At 67.4% G+C, this 22,568-nt stretch carries 21 protein-coding genes and 1 pseudogene; 8 read left to right on the forward strand and 14 right to left on the reverse strand.

Annotated elements, in window-relative coordinates:
* Positions 1-3 precede the first annotated feature (3 nt).
* Together PMES_RS16975 and cysE are read left to right on the forward strand one after the other, a co-directional pair.
* A pseudogene (locus PMES_RS16975) lies at positions 4-240 on the forward strand (DUF7742 family protein); the annotation flags it as partial.
* A gap of 147 nt (positions 241-387) precedes the next feature.
* A complete protein-coding gene (cysE, locus tag PMES_RS01055; RefSeq protein ID WP_159963710.1) occupies positions 388-1,203 on the forward strand; it encodes a serine O-acetyltransferase in 816 nt (271 codons plus the stop codon).
* Positions 1,204-1,212: 9 nt separating this feature from the next.
* Here the strand turns inward: cysE and PMES_RS01060 are convergent, their stop codons facing one another.
* From PMES_RS01060 to PMES_RS01090, 7 genes are all read right to left on the reverse strand, one after another.
* The gene (locus PMES_RS01060) at positions 1,213-2,106 is read right to left on the reverse strand and encodes a biotin/lipoyl-containing protein (protein ID WP_159963681.1); all 894 of its coding nucleotides are present in this window, start codon (positions 2,104-2,106) and stop codon (positions 1,213-1,215) included.
* Positions 2,107-2,121: 15 nt separating this feature from the next.
* Positions 2,122-3,501 (reverse strand): pyruvate dehydrogenase complex E1 component subunit beta, encoded by a 1,380-nt coding sequence (locus PMES_RS01065; protein WP_159963682.1) that lies wholly within the window; start codon positions 3,499-3,501, stop codon positions 2,122-2,124.
* Positions 3,498-4,478: a thiamine pyrophosphate-dependent enzyme gene (locus tag PMES_RS01070; RefSeq protein ID WP_159963683.1), complete on the reverse strand. Its 981-nt coding sequence runs from the start codon at positions 4,476-4,478 to the stop codon at positions 3,498-3,500. Before PMES_RS01070 ends, PMES_RS01065 begins: the two co-directional genes overlap by 4 nt.
* Before the next feature lie 153 nt (positions 4,479-4,631).
* Positions 4,632-4,934 (reverse strand): FtsB family cell division protein, encoded by a 303-nt coding sequence (locus tag PMES_RS01075; RefSeq protein WP_159963684.1) that lies wholly within the window; start codon positions 4,932-4,934, stop codon positions 4,632-4,634.
* A 200-nt stretch (positions 4,935-5,134) separates the two neighbouring features.
* Positions 5,135-6,064: a class I fructose-bisphosphate aldolase gene (locus PMES_RS01080; RefSeq protein WP_159963685.1), complete on the reverse strand. Its 930-nt coding sequence runs from the start codon at positions 6,062-6,064 to the stop codon at positions 5,135-5,137.
* Positions 6,065-6,273: 209 nt separating this feature from the next.
* Positions 6,274-7,056, reverse strand: a complete 783-nt coding sequence (locus tag PMES_RS01085; RefSeq protein ID WP_159963686.1) for an SDR family NAD(P)-dependent oxidoreductase — start codon at positions 7,054-7,056, stop codon at positions 6,274-6,276.
* 103 nt (positions 7,057-7,159) lie between these two features.
* The gene (locus PMES_RS01090) at positions 7,160-8,350 is read right to left on the reverse strand and encodes a phosphoglycerate kinase (protein ID WP_159963687.1); all 1,191 of its coding nucleotides are present in this window, start codon (positions 8,348-8,350) and stop codon (positions 7,160-7,162) included.
* Positions 8,351-8,489: 139 nt separating this feature from the next.
* On the opposite strand from PMES_RS01090, the gene PMES_RS01095 reads away from it, so the two are divergent.
* The 3 genes from PMES_RS01095 (at position 8,490) to PMES_RS01105 (ending at position 10,733) form a co-directional block, all read left to right on the forward strand.
* A complete protein-coding gene (locus tag PMES_RS01095; RefSeq protein WP_159963688.1) occupies positions 8,490-8,996 on the forward strand; it encodes a peptidylprolyl isomerase in 507 nt (168 codons plus the stop codon).
* Positions 8,989-9,549, forward strand: a complete 561-nt coding sequence (locus PMES_RS01100) for a peptidylprolyl isomerase (RefSeq protein ID WP_159963689.1) — start codon at positions 8,989-8,991, stop codon at positions 9,547-9,549. The genes PMES_RS01095 and PMES_RS01100 overlap by 8 nt, the downstream gene beginning before the upstream one ends.
* Before the next feature lie 146 nt (positions 9,550-9,695).
* Positions 9,696-10,733, forward strand: coding sequence for a DUF3179 domain-containing protein (locus PMES_RS01105; RefSeq protein WP_236549652.1), 1,038 nt, complete (start codon positions 9,696-9,698; stop codon positions 10,731-10,733).
* 104 nt (positions 10,734-10,837) lie between these two features.
* Here PMES_RS01105 and PMES_RS01110 read toward each other — a convergent pair whose 3' ends face one another.
* From PMES_RS01110 to PMES_RS01125, 4 genes are all read right to left on the reverse strand, one after another.
* Entirely contained in the window at positions 10,838-12,265 is a 1,428-nt protein-coding gene (locus PMES_RS01110) for a protein adenylyltransferase SelO (protein ID WP_159963690.1), read from the reverse strand.
* A gap of 220 nt (positions 12,266-12,485) precedes the next feature.
* Entirely contained in the window at positions 12,486-12,935 is a 450-nt protein-coding gene (locus PMES_RS01115; RefSeq protein ID WP_159963691.1) for a GNAT family N-acetyltransferase, read from the reverse strand.
* Positions 12,932-13,927 carry a nucleoside hydrolase gene (locus tag PMES_RS01120; protein WP_159963692.1) on the reverse strand — a complete coding sequence of 332 codons (996 nt, stop codon included), beginning with the start codon at positions 13,925-13,927 and terminating at the stop codon, positions 12,932-12,934. The genes PMES_RS01115 and PMES_RS01120 overlap by 4 nt, the downstream gene beginning before the upstream one ends.
* Positions 13,928-14,139: 212 nt before the next feature.
* On the reverse strand, positions 14,140-15,510 hold the full coding sequence (locus PMES_RS01125) for a M20/M25/M40 family metallo-hydrolase (RefSeq protein ID WP_159963693.1): 1,371 nt from the start codon (positions 15,508-15,510) through the stop codon (positions 14,140-14,142).
* Positions 15,511-15,721: 211 nt separating this feature from the next.
* Here PMES_RS01125 and hemA point away from each other — a divergent pair, with 211 nt between their 5' ends.
* The 3 genes from hemA (at position 15,722) to ispG (ending at position 19,728) form a co-directional block, all read left to right on the forward strand.
* Positions 15,722-16,996 carry a 5-aminolevulinate synthase gene (gene hemA, locus PMES_RS01130; protein ID WP_159963694.1) on the forward strand — a complete coding sequence of 425 codons (1,275 nt, stop codon included), beginning with the start codon at positions 15,722-15,724 and terminating at the stop codon, positions 16,994-16,996.
* A gap of 114 nt (positions 16,997-17,110) precedes the next feature.
* Positions 17,111-18,445, forward strand: a complete 1,335-nt coding sequence (locus PMES_RS01135) for a helix-turn-helix domain-containing protein (protein ID WP_159963695.1) — start codon at positions 17,111-17,113, stop codon at positions 18,443-18,445.
* Between the two features lie 149 nt (positions 18,446-18,594).
* Entirely contained in the window at positions 18,595-19,728 is a 1,134-nt protein-coding gene (gene ispG, locus PMES_RS01140) for a flavodoxin-dependent (E)-4-hydroxy-3-methylbut-2-enyl-diphosphate synthase (RefSeq protein WP_159963696.1), read from the forward strand.
* Between the two features lie 43 nt (positions 19,729-19,771).
* Here the strand turns inward: ispG and PMES_RS01145 are convergent, their stop codons facing one another.
* The 3 genes from PMES_RS01145 to PMES_RS01155 form a co-directional block, all read right to left on the reverse strand.
* Positions 19,772-20,149: a HesB/IscA family protein gene (locus tag PMES_RS01145; RefSeq protein ID WP_159963697.1), complete on the reverse strand. Its 378-nt coding sequence runs from the start codon at positions 20,147-20,149 to the stop codon at positions 19,772-19,774.
* A 134-nt stretch (positions 20,150-20,283) separates the two neighbouring features.
* Positions 20,284-20,664 carry an SUF system Fe-S cluster assembly protein gene (locus tag PMES_RS01150; protein WP_201288934.1) on the reverse strand — a complete coding sequence of 127 codons (381 nt, stop codon included), beginning with the start codon at positions 20,662-20,664 and terminating at the stop codon, positions 20,284-20,286.
* 87 nt (positions 20,665-20,751) lie between these two features.
* The gene (locus tag PMES_RS01155; protein WP_159963698.1) at positions 20,752-22,473 is read right to left on the reverse strand and encodes a mechanosensitive ion channel family protein; all 1,722 of its coding nucleotides are present in this window, start codon (positions 22,471-22,473) and stop codon (positions 20,752-20,754) included.
* Between the last annotated feature and the right edge of the window lie 95 nt (positions 22,474-22,568).

Raw genomic sequence — 22,568 nt, forward strand, 5'->3', positions numbered from 1 at the left:
GGAATGGGTGATCTGATCGCGGCGGCACGCGTCTGCCTGTCGGCCATGCCGGCGCGGCGTGGCGCGCTGCTGCGGCAGATGATGCGCGAGGCACGGCTCGCGGCGGCGCATCTTGCCGCCACCGGACGGCCGCATCCGCGCTGGGGCGACGGCAGCTTGATGACGGCCGCGCTCCGCCGCGGCCCAGGCCCCGAGCCGCGGCTGGATGATCCCGAATGGCGGGCCTGCCTTGCGGCCGCGCTGGAGGCGCTGGGCGGCTCGAGCGAGCATGCGGCAAGGGTGCCGGCAGGCAGCGGACAGGCCGGCTACGGGGAATTATACATTTCCAAACCCGTGCCCCGCACCTATGTGGTAGACTGTGCCGATGATGAACACAGGAGCCCCGCCATGGCCCATCAAAACAAGAAGCTGGCGTCGATCGATCCCGTCTGGGACCGGATCGGCGAGGAAGCACGTGCCGCGGTCAGTGCCGAGCCCCTGCTCGGCGGCATGTTCCACGTATCCATTCTCCACCATGACAGCTTCGCAAGGGCGCTCAGTTTCCGCTTGGCGCTGAAACTGTCTTCGGGCGAGATGTCCGAGCAGATCCTGCGCGAGATCATCGACGAGGCCTATGGCGCCGATCCCGAACTGACGATCTCGGCGCGTGCCGATCTCGTTGCGGTCTTCGAGCGCGATCCCGCCTGTCACAGGCTCCTGCAGCCGCTGCTTTTCTTCAAGGGATACCAAGCGGTGCAGGCCTATCGGCTCGGCCACTGGCTCTGGAGCGAGGGACGGCACGACCTTGCCTATTTCTTCCAGATGCGGGTCAGCGAGATCTTCGGGATCGATATCCATCCAGCGGCCAGGATCGGCCGGGGGATCATGATCGACCACGCCCATTCGATCGTTATCGGCGAGACGGCCGTGGTTGGCGACAATGTCTCGATGCTTCATTCGGTAACGCTCGGGGGCACGGGCAAGGAAGACGATGACCGCCATCCCAAGATCGGCGACGGCGTGCTGATCGGGGCGGGAGCCAAGGTGCTGGGCAATATCAAGGTGGGCCATTGCTCGCGCATTGCCGCCGGATCGGTCGTGCTGGAGGATGTTCCGCCGATGAAGACGGTAGCTGGCGTTCCGGCGCGGATCGTCGGCGAGGCGGGATGCTCGCAGCCCTCCGTATCGATGGATCACCTGATCAGCCGCAGCATGGGTGGCTGACCGGCCCACTTATGTCTTGGGTCCGGCAATTCGCAGAAGGGCGGCCATGAAAGCCATCTGCGCGGCCGGGTCCATGCGTGCCGGGTCCGCGATGAGGGCGAGCGCCGCGATGTCGCTCAGTGGCGTGCCGAGATGAAGGGTGATCCGGTCCGCTAACGGCGCGAGGGGCAGGACGAACGCCGCCTCCGGGGCGCCGGACTGCTGACCCCCGGCCACCCCGTCACTTGCCGCTTCCTGCCCGCGCACCGAGATCGGCAGCGATGCCGGGTCCGGCGAGCCGGAAAGGCAGGAGGCGACATGCCTGGCCAGATGAGCGAGTGTCCCGACTGCGTCTTCGGGGCACTCCGCAGCGCGCCGCCGCCACGCCTCGAGCCTCTGCAGGCTTACATGGCCGATCAGCGCGAAGGGCTGCGCTGGCGCCGGGCGGCATGCGCCCGCGATGTCGGCGGCGATGATCCGGTTGTTCGGCCCGCTGCCCGCGATCTCGCGGAGATTCAGCCCGGCCCTTGCCGCCTCGCGGCGTGCACGGGGTGAGGCCTTGACGCGCCCCTCGCCCGGCGCATCCCTTGCCTTGTCCCGCATTTCCGACCTGGAAGCATCATGCGCACCACGGCTCGTGTCGCGAGCAAGCGGTTGCGGATGGTCTTCGGGATCGGCCTCGCCGGGATAGAGCAGCCATGCGATCGGCGTTCCCACCGCGACATCGACGCTGCCCTCGGGAACGAGGAGCCGGGCGATCCGGCCTGCGCGCACCGCCTCGTATTCCACGGCTGCCTTCTCGGTCTCGATCTCGGCCAGGGGATCGCCGGGTTCCACGGTGTCACCCTCGCGCACGAGCCAGCGTCCAAGCGTGGCACTGGCCGTCATGGGCGAGAGGGCCGGCATCGTGATCAGCTCTCCCATGGCTTCCGGGCGGCCTCAGCGATAGGCGACGGCGCGCGCCGCGGCGATGACATCGGTGACGCCCACCTGCGCGAGCTGCTCGAGATTGGCGGCATAGGGCATCGGCACATCGGCGTTGGTGCAGGAGATCACGGGGGCATCGAGCCAGTCGAAGGCTTCGCGCATGAGGATCCCGGCGAGGTGATCGCCGATCGAGCCCACGGGATTTCCCTCCTCGACGGTGACGCATCGCCCGGTCTTGCGCACGCTTTGGATCACCGACGCGCTGTCGAGCGGTCGCAGGCTTCGCAGGTCGATCACCTCGGCGCTGATACCGTCGGCCTCGAGTGCGTGGGCGGCATCCAGCGCGTGACGCACACCCAGGCCGATCGCCGCGATCGTGACATCCTTTCCCTCGCGCAGAAGACGGGCTGCCCCGATCCTGGGAAGGGGTGCGTCCTGCGCCGGCGCGGGGGCGTCGCTGCCGTAAAGCAGTTCATGCTCGAGGAAGATAACCGGACCCGGCGCGCGGATGGCCGCGCGCAGCAGGCCGCCAGCGTCCCCGGCATCGGAGGGCTGGACAACGCTCAGTCCGGGAATGCGCGCGAAAAGGGCGGCGACATCCTGCGAATGCTGCGCCCCGCTGCGGGCGGCCAGTCCGGTGGGCCCCCGGAACACGACGGGACAGTGCAGCGCGCCGGCGGTCACGTAATGCGTCTTGGCGGCCGAATGGACGATCTGTTCGATCATCTGCAGGGCCAGCGAGAAACTTCGCAGCTCGACCACCGGGCGCAGCCCGGCGAAGGCGGCGCCGATCGCGAGCCCCGCGACCCCCTGCAGCAGCCGGGGCGTATCAACGACGCGGCGTGGGCCGAACATGTCCGCCAATCCCTGGAGCACCTTGTAGGCGCCGCCTTGCTCGGCGGCGTTCTCGCCCAGGACGAGAACACTGTCATCGGCGCGCATCTCGGCCACGAGAGCGCCGCGCAGGGCATCGCGCATGCTGACGCGCGCGGTCTCGTCGGGCTCGGGCGGCGGCGCCGCGCCTGCTGCGGGCGAACGGAAGGGCCGGGGCGGCTCTGCGAGATCGGGGCAGGGCGCCGCCGCCGCGCGAAGGGGCGACATCTCGCGGCGTGCATCCGGCTCGCCTCGCGCGGCGATGACCGCGATCGGTGCGCCGGGTGCGATGACGGCGCCTTTCGCCTGCGCCAGGAGATGCTCGACCAGACCGGAATGTCCCGCTTCGATCTCGATGCGGATGCGGCCGACGGTGACCTCGGCGACGACATCTTCGGGCGTCACCTGATCGCCCGGACCCACATGCCATCGCTCGAGGACAGCCTCCGCCGCGCCGCCCGGCAAATCCGGCACCGTGATCTGCACGAGGCCCGCGCCGGTCTTGGCCGCGACGCTCATTCCTGCACCATCGCGAGATGGTCGAACAAGCTGTCGTCGCGGGGTTCCGGCGCATCGCGGGCGAGCCGCGCCGCCTCGGCAATCTCCTCTCTCACCGCGTCATCGATCCGCTTGAGCGTGTCTTCCCCGGTGCCGCGATCCCGAAGGCGGCGGCGCACATGTTCGACCGGATCGCGTTCGGCGCGGATGCGCCGCGTGTCGTCCCGGCTGTGCTGACCGGCGGGATCGGCGAGCGAATGCCCGCGGTAGCGATGCGTGCGCATCTCCAGAAGCGCGGGCCCACGCCCCGCGCGGCAACGCTGCGCCGCGCGTCGTCCCGCCTGGCGCACCGCGAGGACATCCATCCCGTCCACCACCTCCGACGCGATGCCATGGGCGGCCGCGAGCGCGGTGAGTTCCACCTGTTTCGGGCTGCCGGGGGACGCGGTCCGGTTGTTCTCGATCACGAAGACCATCGGCAGGTTCCACATCTGCGCCAGGGCATAGGTTTCGGCGATCTGTCCCTGCTGCGCGGCACCGTCACCGTAATAGACGAAGCTCACCCGGTCCTCGCCGGCGTAGCGGTCGGCAAAGGCCAGTCCGGCGCCGATCGGCACCTGGGCACCGACGATGGCATGGCCGCCGAAGAAGCCGCGCTCGGGCGCGGCCATGTGCATCGATCCGCCCTTGCCGCCGGACAGCCCGCTTGCCCGGCCCGTCAGTTCCGCCATGATCGCGGCCGGCGGCACGCCGCAGGCCAGCAGATGTCCATGCGAGCGGTAGGAGGTGATGCTGCGATCGAGCGGGCGGGCCGCCGCGCTCAGCCCGGTCACCACCGCTTCCTGGCCGATATAGAGATGACAGAATCCGCCGATCAGCCCCATGCCGTAGAGTTGTCCGGCCTTCTCCTCGAACCGCCGGATCAACAGCATGTCGCGCAGAAATCCGGTCAGTTCCTCGGTCGTGACGGGCGCGTCCGCCGCCGTGTCTGAGGGCATCGCATCCTCCCGGTGCTCCTTGGATCCACTAAAGCGCGCGGCGGCCCCGCTGGCAAGGGCGCGTGCGCCTCGGCTCCGCGGCCAAGGCGTGGGAATGGAGAGGGGACGCGCAGGCCGGCCGGGCTATGATCCGAACCGAGGAGCGCGCCGAACCTAGCGCAGGACGATCTCGTCGGCGCGTACATAGCCCAGGATATCACGCACCCGCTCGTCGAGAAGGTCGAGATCGAGATAAGCATCCGACAGGCGCCTGGTCTTGTTGTCGAGATCGGCGACCTCGGCCTCGATGAGGGCAAGTTCGGCTTCGAGCACGCGCGCCTCCGCCTCGACCTGAACCCGGCGGAAAAGACCGTAATCACCCTGCACGCTGGCATAGGTGAAATAGATGCCGAGGATGGCGATGATCGAGAAGTAGGCGATGTCGCCGATCGGGGGTGCGTTGCGTGACGAGGTCATTGCGGCATTCCGTGCAGATCGCCTCCCGCGTTGGAGGCCGTCGGGAGCAGCATGCCATGCCTTTGCCGGCACGAACATCCCCCCGGACCGGCAAGGGAGCCGGCTGTGGCGAAAAGAACCGGCCAAGGCGGCCGGGAGCCCGGCCGCCGCGCGTGACGGCGGCCGGTTTGCGGATCAGTAGGGCGCCGGCGGGCCGGGCGTCAGTCGCGTCCCTTGTAGATGTCCACGAGCTTGTCGAACATCGCCAGCGCCTCGCCGCGCTCGCGCTGGAAGGAATTGCGCCCGATGATCGAGCCGTTGCCGCCGCCATCGCGGATGGCGCGGGCGTCGTCATAGATCGAATCCTCGCCCTTCTTGGCACCGCCCGAGAATACCACGAGGCGGCGGCCGGCAAAGGATGAGCGCATGCATTCGGCAACGCGCGCGGCCTGGGTCGAGACGTCGATCTTCTGCTCCTGGAAGACCTTCTTGGCCTCTTTCAGCTCCAGATGATCGGTGGAGAGCTTGATCTTGATGATATGCGCGCCCAGCAGGGCGGCGATCTGCGCGGCATAGGCGGCGATGTCGACGGCCGTCTCGCCATCCTTGGAGATCGCCTCGCCGCGCGGGTAGGACCAGATCACGGTGGCGATGCCGAGGGCGGCCGCCTCGCGGCGCATCTCGGTGATCTCCTCGAACATGTCGAGCGCCATGTCCGAGCCGGGGTAGATGGTGAAGCCGATGGCCGAGCAGCCGAGCCGCAGTGCATCCTCGACCGAGCCGGTGATCGCCTGGTTCTTGCCGGCGGTGTCGCTCATCAGCGAGTTGGCCGAGTTGAGCTTGAGGATCGTCGGGATCTGCCCCGCGAAGGTGTCGGCGCCCGCCTCGAGCAAGCCCAGCGGGGCGGCGAAGGCATTGAGCCCGGCATCGATGGCCAGCTGGTAGTGGTAATGCGGATCATAAGCGGCGGGGTTGGGCGCATAGGTGCGCGCCGGCCCGTGCTCGAAGCCCTGGTCGACGGGCAGGATGATCATCTTGCCGGTGCCCTTGAGCCGTCCGCTCATCAGCATCTGGCACAGCTTGGCTTTCACGCCGGGCGTCTCGCCCTCGTAGTTGGCGAGGATCTTCTTAACCGTGTTCGAGGCTTTCATCTGCGTCTCCGAAATTGTCAGACCATTTGTCAAATGGCTTACGAGCGCGAAGGGCCGCTGGCAAACGGTTTGGCGCTAACACCCTGTGATGAGTTCACAATCCCGGCGAGTGCGGCGGCCGCATGACCCGTCACGGTCGCGGCGCGCCATGCTCTTTTCGAACATCAGAGCTCGGCGCGCCGCGATCCGTGCCCGCGATGCGGCGAGGCTCACTTCTGGCGGGACATGACCCGGCGCACCACCGGGCTCAGCGCAGCATGCGGCAGCAGCTTGGCGCCCAGCGCGGCCAGCTTGTTCGCGGCACCCGGAACCGAGACCTGCCGCCCCTCCATCATCGCCGCCCAGCCGGCCTCGGCCACCTCCTGCGCGTCGGGCAGGTTCGTGCTGCTGGCAAGGCGGGTGGATTGCATGTCGGCACTTTCGAAGAACTTGCTGCGGGTCGCGCCGGGGCAGAACGCGGTGACGGTCACGCCGCGCTCGCGGACCTCCTCGGCCACGCCGCGCGACAGGCTGATCACATAGGCCTTGCTGGCATGATAGACCGCCATGTTCGGCCCCGGCATCATCCCGGCCATGGATGCGATGTTGAGGATGCGGCCGGCGCCCGTCTCGAGCATCCCGGGCAGCGCCAGCTTCATCAGGCGGGTGAGCGAGGTCATGTTGATCTCGATCGTGTCCCGCTCGCGCTCCCAGCCCTCGAGGTCCTCGAAGGGGCCGTTGCGCCCGATCCCGGCATTGTTGACGAGGATGTCGATCCGGCGCCCTTGCGAGGCCTCCTTCCAGAGCCGCTCGGCCTCGCCATCCTTCGACAGGTCGGCGGGGATGATGACGACGTCGCGCCCGTAGGTACGGCGCAGATCTTCGGCCAGCGCCTCGAGTTTCTCCTCGGAACGTGCCGAGAGGATCAGGTTGCGGCCGCGTTCGGCGGCATGGCGCGCGAGGGCCTTGCCGATCCCTTCGGAAGCGCCGGTGATGAGCGTGTGCTGAAGCATGTGAGAATCCTTGGCTAGGGGCGCGAACTGCCCCCCGACAGAAGGGCGGCCCGCGCGGATCAGTGCCCCGCGGCGCGTGCCGGGAGCCGGGGCTGGAAGCGGCTCAGCGGTCGAGCGCCGCGACGCCTGGCAGGGTCTTGCCCTCCATCCATTCGAGGAAAGCGCCTCCCGCGGTGGAGATATAGGTGAAACCGTCCGCCGCGCCTGCCCGGTTCAGCGCGGAGACCGTATCACCGCCCCCCGCGACCGAGACAAGGGCGCCTTGCGCGGTCAGTTCGGCGGCGCGGCGCGCGGCGGCATTCGTCGCCGCGTCGAAGGGCTCGATCTCGAAGGCGCCGAGCGGCCCGTTCCAGATCAGGGTCCGGCAATTCTCGAAGACCTTCTCGATCGCCGCGACGCTGCGCGGGCCGGCATCGAGGATCATCGCGTCCTGCGGACAGTCCTGCGCGGCGACGGTTTCGGTCTCGGCATGGGCCTTGAACTCGCGCGCCACCACCACGTCCTCCGGCAGCAAGATGGTGCAGCCCGCGGATTTCGCCTTCTCGAGGATATCCTTCGCGGTTTCGGCCATCTCGTGCTCGGCGAGGGACTTGCCGACATCGACGCCGCGCGCGGAAAGGAAGGTGTTGGCCATGCCGCCGCCGATGATCAGGTGATCGACCTTGCGCACGAGGTTGCCCAGCAGGTCGAGCTTGGTCGAGACCTTGGCCCCGCCCACCACGGCGGCCACGGGGCGCCTGGGATCGCCAAGCGCCTTTTCGAGTGCGCCAAGCTCCTCGGCCATCAGGCGGCCGGCGCAGGAGGGCAGGAGCTGCGCGATGCCTTCGGTCGAGCCGTGGGCACGGTGCGCCGCCGAGAACGCGTCATTGCAGTAGATATCGCCCAGCGCGGCGAGGGAGGCGGCGAACTGGCGATCATTGGCTTCCTCGCCGGGATGGAAGCGGGTGTTCTCCAGGAGCAGCACCTCGCCCTCGCCAAGCGCTGTCAGCGCCGTCTTGGCCGGCCCGCCAATGCAATCCTCGGCGAAACGGACCGTGGCCCCGAGCGCGCTTTCGAGCGCCGGCACCAGCGGCGCGAGCGACATCGACGGATCGCGCTGGCCCTTGGGGCGGCCGAAATGCGCCATCAGCACGGGGCGCCCGCCGGCCTTGAGGATATCCTTCACCGTGGGCACGATCCGCTCGATGCGGGTGGCGTCGGTGACCGTGCCATTCTCGATTGGAACATTGATGTCCACGCGGGTGAGAACCACCTTTCCCGAAAGGGTCATGTCGTCGAGTGTCTTCCAGGCCATTGATGTCTCCTCGTGGCGGGCTGCTCTACAAACACCGCATGTCGCCGGCAAGTTCAACCGGTTGTGCGGGGCTTTACCCTTTTCCTCCCGGGGCCCAAAGTCTAGGCTCCGCCGCGATCGCAAATACAAGGAGGCTGCAATGGCCGACATCAAGGATCCCGAGAACACCATCCTTCTGGAGCTGAAGGACGGTCAGGTCGTCATCGAGCTGCTGCCGGACGTCGCGCCGCAGCATGTGGCGCGGATGAAGGAGCTGGCGCGCAGCGGTGCCTATGACAACGTCGTCTTCCACCGGGTGATCGACGGCTTCATGGCGCAGACCGGCGACGTGGCCAACGGCAATGCCGAGAAGGACTTCAACATCCGTCTCGCCGGCACCGGCGGCTCGGACATGCCCGACCTTCCTGCCGAGTTCTCCAAGCTGCCGCATGAGCGGGGCACCATCGGCGCGGCACGTTCGGCCAATCCCAACAGCGCCAACTCGCAATTCTTCATCAACTTCTCCGATAACAGCTTCCTCAACGGCCAATACACCGTCTACGGGCGCGTGATCTCCGGCATGGAGCATGTCGATGCGATCACCCGCGGCGAGCCGCCGGCGAATCCGGACCGTATCGTCAGCATGAAGGTGGCGGCCGATGCGTAAGACACTGACAGCCTGCAGCCTGCTTCTCGCCCTCGCGGCGACCACCGGCGCGCATGCCACGGGGCTCCAGATCGAGGTTGCGGGCGAAGCGAACGGCACCGTGAAGATCGACCTTTTCGAGGATGTGGCGCCCGGGCATGTCGAGCGCATCACCACCCTTGCCGAGCGCGGAAGCTACGATGATGTCTTCTTTCACCGGGTGATCGAGGGCTTCATGGCGCAGACCGGCGATGTCCAGTACGGGCGCGCCGATGCCGATTTCTTCCGCGCGGGCTCGGGGGATTCCGATCTTCCCGACCTGAAGGCCGAATTCTCCGACCGTCCCTTCGAGCGCGGCACCGTCGGCATGGCCCGCGCGGCCGATCCCGATAGCGGCAACAGCCAGTTCTTCATCATGTTCGCCCCCGCGCCTCACCTCGAAGGTGAATACACGGTCGTTGGCGAAGTGACGGAAGGCATGGAGGTGATCGACGCGATCAAGCGCGGCGAAGGACGCGGCGGAGCGGTGCGCGACAAGCCCGATCTGATGAAGAGCGTCACCGTCACCGAATGAAACCGGCGGCGCCGTTCCCGTATCCTTGCGGGACCGGCGCCGATCACGGGCCGCTCACTATCGCTTGAGCCCCCTTGGCAGCCAATCGCCCCGGCTGTCATGCTTCTTGCTGGGGCCAATCATGGCCCCGCCGATGGGGGGCATCCATGACCAGAGCAACGCGCCGGCTGCTTGCCGGCCTGACCGCCGCAATCCTCGCCGCCGGCGGGATGACCGTCCCCGCCGGGGCGCAGACATCGACGCCGCCTCCCGGCCAAGGTGCGGAGCAGGCGATCCCGGAGCCGCCGACCTTCTGGCGCTCCGAATGGCCGCGGACCGATTTCACGAAACGCGATATCGAGAGCTGGACCGAAATTGTCTCGGGCGGTCCGGGACGCGACGGCATTCCCGCCCTGGACGATCCGGACTTCCTGCCGGCGAAGGATGTCGATCTTCCGCCCCTCGAGCCAGTGGTCGCGGTCGTCATCGACGGCGCCGCTCCGCGCGCCTACCCGCTGCGCTACCTCACCTGGCACGAGATCGTGAACGATACCGTCGCCGGCATTCCCGTGGCGGTCACCTTCTGTCCCTTGTGCAATTCTGCCATGACCTTCGATCGCCGGGTGGACGGGAGGGTCCTGCGGTTCGGGGTCACGGGAAAGCTGCGCAATTCGGACATGGTGATGTTCGACCGGGAAACCGAGAGCTGGTGGCAACAGGTGATCGGCGCGGCGATCGTGGGCGAGCTGACCGGGGCGACCCTGCGCCCGATCCCGACCTGGATGGAAAGCTGGGAGCGCTTCAAGGAACGCGAGGGCGCGATGGTCATGGCGGAGCCGGCCCTGCCGCGGGCCTATGGAACGAACCCCTATGCCGGTTATGACCGCTCAAGACAGCCGTTCCTGTATTCCGGCGCGCCGCCCCCGCATGGCATCAAGCCCCTTGCGCGGGTCCTGCGCGTGGGCGACAAGGCTTGGCCGCTGGATCGACTGCGCGGGCAAACACCGCTACGCGAGGCGGGGATCACCATCGAATGGAGCGCGGGACAGGCCTCGGCCCTCGACGACGCCGTGATTGCGCGGGGACGCGATGTCGGCATGATCCGGGTCCGCGGCCCGGGCGGGGAAGACGTGGTCCATGACGTGATGTTCGCCTTCGCCTTCCATGCCTTCTACCCCGAGGGCCAGTGGATGCTCGGCGGCTGAGCCCGGCTACCTACCGGCGCGCGTCCATTCCGCCCGGAGAGGACGCGCGCCGCTGCTTCATCTTCGCGCCAAATACCTCCGCCGGAGGCACGCGCCCCGCGCGTTCACGTCCCGCAGAAGGTCTGGGTGACGGCCTCGGCTTCGCTGGGCGGACGGGAGAGATCGGCGTCGTCCTCGAAAGGCCGTGCGAGCGCGGCATGGAGGGTTTCGAAGGGTGACATGTCGCCGCCGACGGCCGCGTCGATCGCCGCCTCGATCCTGTGGGTGCGGGGGATCACCCCGGGATTGCGCGACAGTATCGCGGCGACGCGTGTCTCGGCTGTGCCTCCCTCGCGTGCCAGACGTGCCTGCCAGGCCTCGGCCCAGCCGTCGAAGGCCGCGGGATCGGCGAATTGCGCGCGGGCGGTCCCATGCCCGAGGGCGCGGAACGTGTTGGTGAAATCGGCCCCTTGCGAGGCCATCCTGTCGAGCAGCGCCGAGATGAGCGCGCCATCCTCTTCCTCGGCGCGTTCCAGCCCGAGCTTGCCCCTGAACTCCGACAGCCATGCCGCCCCGAAAACCTCGGGAAAGCGGTGCACCGCCTCCGTCGCCCGGCTCACCGCCGCGTCCCGCTCGCCCATCAGGGGCAGCAGGGCGGTCGCCAGCTGCGCAAGGTTCCACACCGCGACATCGGGCTGCCGCCCGTAGGCATAGCGGCCCATGTGATCGATGGAGGAGAAGACCTGCATCGGATCATAGGCATCCATGAACGCGCAAGGGCCATAGTCGATCGTCTCGCCGGCAACGCTCATGTTGTCGGTGTTCATGACCCCGTGGATGAAGCCCACGCCCATCCATTTGGCGATGAGCCTGGCCTGCGCCTCGACGACCGCCTCGAGAAGGCCGAGCGCACCGTCCGCCTCGGGATAGTGGCGGGCGATGACATGGCTCGTGAGGCGCTGCAAGGCATCGTGATCCTCGCGCGCGGCGAAATACTGGAAGGTACCGACGCGGATATGGCTGCGCGCCACGCGGGTCAGGACGGCGCCGGGAAGGGGCATCTCGCGCAGGACGGCCTCGCCCGTCGCAACAGCCGCCAGCGCCCGGGTCGTCGGTATGCCCAACGCATGCATCGCCTCCGAGACGAGATATTCGCGAAGCACCGGGCCCATCCAGGCGCGGCCGTCGCCATTCCGGCTGTAGGGTGTCGGGCCGGCGCCCTTGAGCTGCAGGTCCCACCGCTGCCCGTCGCTGCCGGTCAGCTCGCCCAGGAGGACGGCGCGCCCGTCGCCGAGACGCGGCACCCAGCCGCCGAACTGATGCCCGGCATAGACCTGGGCAAGCGGCTCGGCGCCGGGCGGCACGGCATTGCCGGACAGGACCGCGAGCCCCTCGCTGCCCGACAGGGCCTGCGCATCGAGGCCGAGCGTGCCGCAAAGCGCGTGGTTCAGGGCAAGCAGCACCGGCGCGCGCACCGGTGTGGGGTCGATGCGGCTATAGAAGTGCCCGGGCAGTCTGGCGTAGCTGTTGTCGAAGGCGAATTGCAGGCTCATGACGATCTCCCTTTCCCATCAGGTAGGAACTGCATCCGCTCCCTGCCAGCCCCGAAGGCGCCTTCGCGAATGGGGGCAGGCAGGATCGACGGGCCGGGGAGGACGGCGAAAGCAGCAACGCCGGGCCGGGCAAAGCGCGAGATGGCATCGTGCGCTGCGTTTCAGGAGTTCAGGGGTGGTGGCGGCGCTCCGGCCGGCACCGTGCGCCGCGTTTCAGGCGCTAGATCGCGCGGGACAGATAGGGGCGGGAGGCTTCGACGAAGCGCAGCCGCGTGCAGATGCGTCCGATCGGGGTACCTGCCCCTTGGGTCATCACGCGCAGCTCGACGACCCCGTGCCCGTCGAGGCCGCGCATCAGGGCCGAGATCGCCTCGCCGCCCATTCCCCGTCCGCGAACCGCCGCTCTTATGTAGATCTCCTCGATCCGCGCGGTGATTCCCCCCGCCGCGAGTTCGTAGCCGAAACCGAGCAGGATGAACCCGACCGGACTGCGTGGAGGACCGACGAGATAGACCGTTCCGAAAGGCATGGTGCCGTCGAGCAGTGGCAAGAGGGCCGGGCGGAGTGTCTCCGCGTCGAACGGCGCACCGGCCTCCTCGCGCGCCGTCTCGATCATCTGCACGTGACGGTCCGCATCCCCCGTCCCGGCGATGCGCAACGTCACGCTCATGCCGCCGGCACCGCGGGCGCGATGCGCCCCAAGCGTTCGGTCAGGAGCGAAAAGAAGGCATCGGCGTCCAGATCGCCGATGAAGAGCGCGTTCACCGGACGATCGGTCACGCCCCACCAGTCGGCGACGGTCATGCCCATGGTAAGCTCGGAGGTGGTCTCGATCTCGACATTGACCTCGCGGCCGGAAAAGATCTGCGGCGCGAGCAGCCAGGCGATGACGCAAGGATCGTGCAAGGGGGCGCCTTCGCTTCCGTATTTCCGCAGATCGAACCGCTCGAAGAAGTCGGTCATCTCGGCCACCGCCCGTCCCGCCGGGGTGCCCAGCGCGCGAAAGGCGTCGTTGCGGGCGCGGGTGACGAGGGCCTTGTGCGTCACGTCGAGCGGAAGGACCGTGATCGGCGCCCCGCAGGCGAAGACGGACGCGGCGGCATGGGGGTCCACATGGATGTTGAACTCGGCGGCGGGGGTGATGTTGCCCACCTCGAAATAGGCCCCGCCCATCAGCACGATGCGCCCGATACGCTCGGCGATGTCGGGCGCCCGCTCAAGCGCGGTGGCGATGTTGGTGAGCGGCCCCAGCGCGCAGAGCGTGACGCTTCGCGCGGCGCGCCCGCGCAGCGTGTCGATGATGAAATCGACCGCATGCCCCTGCGCCAGCGGCATGGCGGGCTCGGGCAGAACCGGCCCGTCGAGCCCGGTCTTGCCATGCACTTGCTCGGCGGTGACGAGGGGGCGGCGCAGGGGCAGGGCGCAGCCCGCGTGAACGGGCAGATCGGTGCGGCCCGCCAGCTCGCACACGATGCGGGCATTGCGCGCGGTCAACTCCAGCGGGACATTGCCAGCCACCACGGACAGGCCCAGCACCTCGATCTCGGGCGAGGCGAGGGCGAGCAGGATGGCGACGGCATCATCCTGCCCCGGATCGGTGTCGATGATGATGGGCAGGGGGTCGGCCGCGCTTGCGGCAAGAGGGGCGGCGGGATCAGTCATGAAGCCTCTCGCATTGCCCGTCGGAGGCGCGGGCGTGGTTATGGGGCGGGAATGGGCCGGCATGCCTGCGCGCCATGGGGCGGGTGCGGGGACATGGCCAACGGGCGCCGGGTGGAGCGCCCCGAACGCGCCGGGTCCGGGATGTCCGCATCTTGTGCTGCGTTGGCAGGGGCATCGCGGGGAGCGGCGTGATCGCGCCCGGCCTTCGGAGGTCAGCGCAGCGCGTCGAGAATGCGTGCCCAGCTGCGCGTGCCCCGGTGGAAGCTTTCCATGTCGTATTTCTCGTTCGGGGAATGGATCTGGTCGTCGTCCCGGCCGAAACCGATCAGCATCGAATCCATGTTCAGCACCGTCTTGAAATACCCGGCGATCGGGATCGACCCGCCGCCGCCCACATAGGCGGCCGGGTTGGGCCATTCATCCGACAGGGCCGCGCGCGCCGCGGCAAAGGCGGGATCGGAGATCTCCATCTGGCTGGCGGGGGCGGCTCCGTGCTCGTGGAAGCTTGCCGTGCAATCGGGGGGCATCTTGTCGCGGACCATCTGGCGGAAGTTCTCGCGCACCGCGGCGGGATCCTGATCGCCCACGAGGCGGAAGCTGATCTTGGCATGCGCCTTGGCTGGCAGGACGGTCTTGAACCCCTTGCCGGTATAGCCGCCCCAGATCCCGTTCACCTCGCAGGTCGGCCGCGCCCAGAGCTGTTCGAGCGGAGTGCGGCCCGCCTCGCCAGCCGGATGCGACAGGCCGACCTTGCCGAGGAAGTCGCCCGCATCGAAGTTCAGCGCCTCCCATTGTTCGAGGATGTCCTCGGGCATCTCGGGAACGCCATCGTAGAAGCCGGGCACGGTGACGCGCCCGGCCGCGTCGTGCAGACCGGCGACAACGCCGGCCAGCACCCGGATCGGGTTCATCGCGGGGCCACCGAACTGTCCCGAATGCAGATCCTTGGAGGGGCCGGTGATCGTCACCTCCTCGCCCACGAGACCGCGCAGCATCGTGGTGATCGCAGGTGTGCCCTCCGAGAACATCCCGGTATCGCAGATCAGCGCGACATCGGCCGACAGTTCCTCGCGGTTCTCCTCCATGAAGGGAACGAGGGAGGGCGAGCCCGATTCCTCCTCACCTTCCAGGAAAAAGGTGATGCGGCAGGGCAGGGAGCCATGCACCGCGACCCAGGCCCGGCAGGCCTCGATGAAGGTCATCAGCTGGCCCTTGTCATCGGCCGCGCCGCGCCCCCGGATCACCGTGCCCGCGGGCGTCTGCTCGAGCGCGGGGTCGAACGGGTCGCGGTCCCACAGCTCCAGCGGATCGACGGGCTGCACATCGTAATGGCCGTAGAAGAGGAGGTGCCGATCACCGCTCCCGCCATGGCCCACGACCATGGGATGGCCCGGCGTGATACGGGTTTCGGCCTCGATCCCGAGCGCGCGCAGCTCGGCCGCGACATGTTCGGCGGCACGGGCGCAATCGCCGGCATGGTCCGGATCGGTCGAGATCGACGGGATGCGCATCAGCTCGAACAGGCGTTCGGTGGCATGCGGAAGATCGGAATCGATGCGGTCGAGCACGGCGGCAAGGGTCATGTAAGGCTCCGGTAAGGTCGGCGCGACACTACCAGCCCCATGCCGCCTGTCCAGCCGTTGCCGCCACCGTGCCGCAATCGGGCCATGTTCTGCCGCGCCGCGGCCGTCCACGCCGGGGCCGGGGGCGCGAATGGTCGCATTGCACCTTGCCGTCCATCGCGCGAAAGTGTGAAGGAACCGAAAGGTCGGCATTTGCCAAGTCGATAGGCATATGCAACCTTGGGAATGTGATCGGAAGGCAGTGCGGGAGACAGGCGGTTTGACGGATTACTCGGCAGGGATCGACGCGGCGCTGCAACGGCTGCATGACGAGGGACGCTACAGGACCTTCATCGACATCGAGCGCGAGCGCGGCAACTACCCGCATGCGCTGTGGCGCCGGGAGGACGGCACCACCCGTCCGGTGACCGTGTGGTGCGGCAACGACTATCTCGGCATGGGACAGCATCCCGCCGTGCTGTCGGCGATGCACGAGGCGATCGAGGCCACGGGCGCAGGTTCGGGCGGGACGCGGAACATTTCCGGCACGACCGTCTACCACAAGCGTTTGGAGAGGGAGCTTGCCGATCTGCATGCCAAGGAAGCGGCGCTGCTCTTCACCTCGGCCTATATCGCCAATGACGCGACGCTCTCGACCTTGCCCAAGCTCTTTCCCGGTCTGATCATCTATTCCGATGCGCTGAACCATGCCTCGATGATCGAAGGTGTGCGCCGCAATGGCGGAGCCAAGCGGATTTTCCGTCACAATGACGTGGAGCACCTGCGGGCGCTCCTCGAGGCGGATGATCCGGCGGCGCCGAAGCTCATCGCCTTCGAGAGCATCTATTCGATGGATGGCGATTTCGGCCCGATCGAGGCCTTGTGCGACCTTGCCGACGAGTTCGGCGCGCTGACCTATATCGACGAGGTCCACGCGGTTGGCATGTATGGCCCGCGCGGAGCGGGCGTGGCCGAGCGCGATGCGTTGATGGGCCGGCTCGACATCATCAACGGCACGCTGGCAAAGGCTTACGGCGTGATGGGCGGCTACATCGCGGCGAGCGCCAAGATGTGCGACGCGATCCGCTCCTATGCGCCGGGCTTCATCTTCACGACCTCGCTGCCCCCCGCGGTGGCCGCCGGCGCCGCCGCCAGCGTCGCGCACCTGAAGGCCGACCAGGGATTGCGCGACAGCCAGCAGACGCAGGCGCGTATCCTCAAGACCCGCCTCAAGGGGCTCGGGCTGCCCCTGATCGATCATGGCAGCCATATCGTTCCCGTCCATGTCGGCGATCCGGTCCATTGCAAGCAGCTATCGGACATGCTTCTGGAGGATTACGGGATCTACGTGCAGCCGATCAATTTCCCCACCGTACCGCGGGGCACCGAGCGTCTGCGCTTCACGCCCTCCCCGGTGCACGGACCTGACGAGATGGACAGGCTCGTCACATCGCTCGATGCGCTCTGGTCGCACTGTGCGCTGAATCGCGCCGAACTGTCGGCTTGAGGGCTTTGAGCCTGTGCATTCCCGCTGAGCTTGTGGTAGCTTGGTAACAAACAAGCGGTACGGTTCCGGCGGGATCGATTCCGCGGGGGTGGCAGTGACCGGAAAGCACAGGACATGATCGGCCGTTTCAAACAGCCGGACCTCGGGCCGGTAGAGGAGCCGCGTGGCTTCGATGATTTCGACATGCGCCTTGGCGACGTGATGCGCGGCGAGCGTGCTACGCTCGGCAAGTCGCTGCTCGACGTTCAGCGCGAATTGAAGATCAAGGCGACCTATATCGCCGCGATCGAGAATGCCGAGCCCACGGCCTTCGAGACGCCCGGCTTCATCGCCGGCTACGTCCGCTCCTATGCGCGCTATCTCGAGCTCGATCCCGAATGGGCCTGGCGGGCCTTCTGCGCCGAGAGCAATTTCGAGACGGCCCACGGCATGTCCTCGGCGGCCTCGGTCAAGCGGGCGGAGCCGGCGCGCGGCGATGCCGCCCCGCGCGATCCCTTCGCCGAAAGCGCTCTCAGCTTCACTCCCCCACGCGACAGCATGCTCTCGCGGATCGAGCCCGGGGCAGTCGGTTCCGTCGCTGTCCTCGCCGGTCTGATCGCTCTTCTGGGCTATGGCGGTTTCGCGGTCCTGAGCGAGGTGCAAAGGGTGCAATTCGTGCCCGTCGAGCAGACGCCGGATGTCTTCGCCGAGCTCGATCCCCTCGACGGCGCGGCCCTGTCGGTTACGGATGACGAGGCGGATGCGGGGGTCGCTGCGCGCGATGCGGACCGTCTCGATCGGCTCTATCGTCCCAAGGCTCTCGACGTACCCGTTCTCGTGGCCCGCGACGGTCCGATCTCCACCCTCGATCCGCGCGTCATGGGGGCCATGCCCGAGCGCAGCGGCCCGACCGACCGGCTCGTGGCGTCCGAGCGCACTGTCTCGCCGCATAGCGGCAGCGATGCGCCCGCCGAGGTCACGGCGGCCGCCAGCGCGACCATCGCCGAGGCAGATGTCCCTGTCGATCCGCGCCTTGCCGCAGCCGTCGATGCCGCCGTTCTGGAAGCGGCGGGGAGCAGCGATCCCGATACGGTACAGGTCGTCGCCGAGGGCGCTCCCGAGTTGGTGATGTTTGCCGTGCGCCCATCCTGGGTGCGCGTGAAGGCCGCCGACGGGACCGTGATCTTCGAGAAGATCATGAACGAGGGGGACCGCTTCGTCTTGCCTGCGACCGAAGAACCCGCAACGCTGCGCACGGGCGAGTCCGGTGCCATCTACTTCGCGATCAACGGCCAAAGCTACGGACCGGCGGGACGCGATGGCGCGGTGACGAGCAATCTGGCCTTGGCCCCCGGCGCGCTCGCCTCCTCCTACGCGGTGGCCGATCTGAGCCGTGACCGCGATCTCGCCCGCGTGGTGGCCGAGCTCGACCTTTCCTCTCCCGAACGTCCCGGCGCGGCCACCGAATAGGCCGCCGGGACGGGCAGTTTCCCGTGCGCCGCCTCACCGACCCGTGAGCTTTTGGCCATGCGATTGTGCCCGCGTCCCCGAACGCCTATCTAGGCGGCGACAATTCCTGCCGGGACCGCAAGGATTCCCGGCCTGCAAGGATCTGGATCATGGCTCATAATCCCGTGCGCCCCTGGCGCAGCATCGAACGCCGAAAATCCCGGCAAATCATGGTCGGCTCCGTTCCCGTGGGGGGCGATGCGCCGATCGCGGTGCAGACGATGACCAACACCGACAGCTCGGATACCGCGGCGACAATCGCGCAAGTGCAGGCCTGCGCCGAGGCGGGTGCGGATATCGTCAGGGTGTCGGTGCCGGACCAGGCCGCCAGCCGGGCGTTGCGCGACGTGGTGCGCGAGAGCCCGGTTCCGATCGTGGCCGACATCCACTTTCACTACAAGCGCGCGATCGAGGCCGCCGAGGCGGGCGCCGCGTGCCTGCGGATCAACCCCGGCAACATCGGTGACGACAGCCGCGTCAGGGAGGTGATCCGCGCCGCCAAGGATCACGGCTGCTCGATCCGGGTCGGCGTGAATGCCGGCAGTCTCGAGCGGCATCTGCTGGAGAAATACGCCGAACCCTGTCCGGAGGCGATGGTCGAAAGCGCGATGGATCACATCCGCCTGCTCGAGGACAACGATTTCCGCGACTACAAGATCAGCGTGAAGGCGTCTGACGTCTTCCTTTCGGCGGCCGCGTATCAGGGCATTGCCGAGGCCACGGATGCACCGATCCATCTCGGGATCACCGAGGCGGGGAGCCTCAATGCCGGGACCGTGAAATCGGCGATCGGGCTGGGCAACCTTCTATGGATGGGAATTGGTGATACGCTTCGCGTCTCCCTGTCCGCCGATCCGGTCGAAGAGGTGCGCGTCGGATTCGAGATCCTGAAATCCCTCGGCCTGCGTCATCGCGGCGTCAACATCATCTCCTGTCCGTCCTGCGCCCGCCAGGGCTTCGACGTGATCCGGACGGTCGAGGCGCTCGAGGAGCGCCTCGCCCATATCCGCATCCCGATGAGCCTGAGCATAATCGGATGCGTGGTCAACGGTCCGGGCGAGGCGCTGATGACCGATCTGGGCTTCACCGGGGGCGGGGCCGGCAGCGGCATGATCTACATGGCCGGCAAGCAAAGCCATAAATTGTCGAACGAGAAGATGGTCGATCACATCGTCGAACTGATCGAGGAACGCGCCGCGCGGATCGAGGCCGAGAATGCGGCAGCCGAGCAGGCCGCGCAGTGACATGCGCATGGCGGCGACACAACGCCGCCGCCATGCGCCGCGTTCAGGCCTCGCGTTCGGCGCTGAGCTCGTCAATATCCTTGAACTTGATCGACTCACCGCAGCCGCAGGCATCCGCGACATTGGGGTTGCGGAATCGGAAGCCCGATTCCAGCAGCGTAGTCTCGTAGTCGATCTCCGTCCCGAAGAGGAACATCTGCGCCATCGGCGCGATCATCACCCTGGCGCCGTCCTGCTCTACGACCTCGTCGTGCTTGTCGACTTCGGTCACGTAATCCATGGTATATTCCATGCCTGCGCAACCACCCTTCTTGATGCCGATCCGCAATCCCTGATGTCCGTCGCGGTCCATCAGCTTCGCGATCTGCCTCACGGCGGCGTCGGTGATCGTCACGGCCTGCTTGCCGGGAATGGCGAACATGCTTGTCTCCTCTAGCGCATTCTGCGGCCCGCCTTCGCGGTGCCTGTCGCGGCTGCGGGGAAAAGCGGCCTTCCCCTCACCTTTGCCCGAAATACCTCCGGGGGTCCGGGGGTGCGGGCACCCCCGGCGCGGCCTCACATGAAGCCGAGCTCCAGCCGGGCCTCGTCGGACATCATGTCCATTCCCCAGGGCGGCTCCCAGGTCAGGAGCACGTCGACGCTCTTCACCCCGGCAATGGGTTCGATCGCCTCGGCGACCCAGCCCGGCATCTCTCCGGCCACCGGGCAGCCCGGCGCGGTCAGCGACATCGTGACGACGACCTCGTTCTGCTCGGAAATCTCGATCGTGTAGATCAGGCCCAGGTCGAAGATGTTGACCGGGATCTCGGGATCGTAGACCGTGCGGCAGGCCTCGACGATGCTTTCATGCAAGGGATGGTCCGTGCTCGATGGCTTGATCAGCGGGGCGCCTTCCATCTGGTCGGCGGCGAGCGGCGTCGATGATTGAGCGGTCATGATCTGAACTGTCCTGCTTTTACCTGACGAAAGATATAAGGATTGCATGGGCCCACGTCCAGACCCCGCCCCGGCGGCGCGGCGTGATCACCCACCGTCGGGCATGTCCATTCCGCCCGAGGGAAGGGTGGGGACATCGCTTTCGTTTTCGAGTTTCTGCGCCGCGGTCATCAGCTTTTCGCGCAGCTCGCATTCCGCGGTCCAGCCCTTGTTGGGGTCCTCGGCGCGGAACTGGAAGCGCAGCACGACGCCGAATGCATCCTGGTCATAGACACGCATCATCGCCTCTTTCGGGGCGATCACGCCATCCTGCTCGGCGAGCATGTCCATGAAGGCCTCGCGCATCGCCTCCATGTCGACGGTCTGGGCGAGGGTGAGCTTGACGGTCCTGATCTGCTGCGACGTGGCAAGGGTATAGTTGATGAACTTGTCCGAGACGAAGCGCTCGACCGGCACGATCAGCCTGTCCTCGTTCCAGATCTTGAGCTGCACGAAGGTGAAGTGAATGCGCTCGACGGTGCACCAGGTATCCTCGAAGAGCACCTGGTCGCCGATCCGGGCCGAGCGGTTGAGGGCGATCTGCAATGAGGCGAGGATATTGCCCAGCACTCGGCGAGCGGCGAAACCGAAGATCAGGGTAATCGCGCCGGCAGAGGCGAGGATCGACAGGCCAAGCGCGCCGAAAAGCTGCACCGACGTGAGGAAGACGCCGCCGGAGACGAGCACCGCCACCACGATCAGCGCCCGCCGGACGGCAGCCATCGAAGTGGCGAGCGAGCGCGTGGCATCCTGGTCATGCTCGGCCAGCTCGCCCATGTCGAAGGTGACGAACTGGCGCATCAGCGTGTCGATGAGTTTCAGGCCGAAAAGCAAGATCGCGGCGATGAAGCCAATGGCAATCAACGGGTTCACGATCGTCGAGATCGGCCCCGAGAAGACGAAGATCCAGCTCGTGCTGATCAGCAGGACGGAGGCGACGATGGCGATCACCGAAGGCCAGCGCATCGAGTCGAACACGACGGAGGCAATGGTCCCGTTCGCCTGCTCGCCGGCGCTGCGGAAGGCGAGATAGCTGAGGCGCCCGATCCCCAGCGCGACCACGATCAGCACCGGAAGCGCAATCAGCTCCCAAAGCGCGAGGCCGAAGAATGTTTCCATTTTGAGGCCCGCGGGGAGGGCGCGCTCCAGCGCTGTCGGGCCGTGCTGCCTGTAGAAGGCCTCGATCTGCGCCACCGTCTCGCGCGAGAAGACCCAAGCGGGATCGCCGTTGCCCGGTTTGACGCGGTTAAGGCGGATCGCCCCGTCGCGCCGCCCGTTCTCGATGCGTCCGATCAGCACCGAATAGCGCGGCTCCCCGGCCGAGGCGAGCCGATCGCTGCCCGTCGCATCGAGGTTGTCGGGCCGGTCGAGAAGGCTGTCCCATGGCACGATGACCTTGCGGTCGATGACCAGCCCAAGCTCGCGCGCCAGTTCCGCGCCCTTTTGCGCCTGCATCCCTTCGGGCAGGGCCGAGAGGTTCAGAAGGTGTCGCGCTGCTTCGTAATCGCCAAGCTCCGTCAGGTCGATGAAACTGGCCATGGCGCCATGCGCGGTGCGCCGGTCGACACTGGGCGGCGGATCGGGAAGGCCGGGATTGAGGCGATCGATCTCGAAATAGGGAGAGGATTGCGCGATCGCGGCCGCAGGCGCCAAGAGCATGGCGGACATGGCGAGCCAGAGTGCAAGCCACAGATATCCCGCCGCGGTGATCGTGCCCCCCATCCCGACCGGAGCTTTCGGAATGGCATCTGTGCACGCGGCAGGCTGCATCTGTTTCGTCCTTCTGGGGGTCGTGCTTGCGGTTTCAACAGGAAAGCAGCACCAGGGTTCCCCCCCAAGGCGGTGGCGCGGCAATCGCAAGGCAG

Source organism: Profundibacterium mesophilum KAUST100406-0324 (genome assembly GCF_009835145.1).
GTDB classification, from domain to species: Bacteria; Pseudomonadota; Alphaproteobacteria; order Rhodobacterales; family Rhodobacteraceae; genus Profundibacterium; species Profundibacterium mesophilum.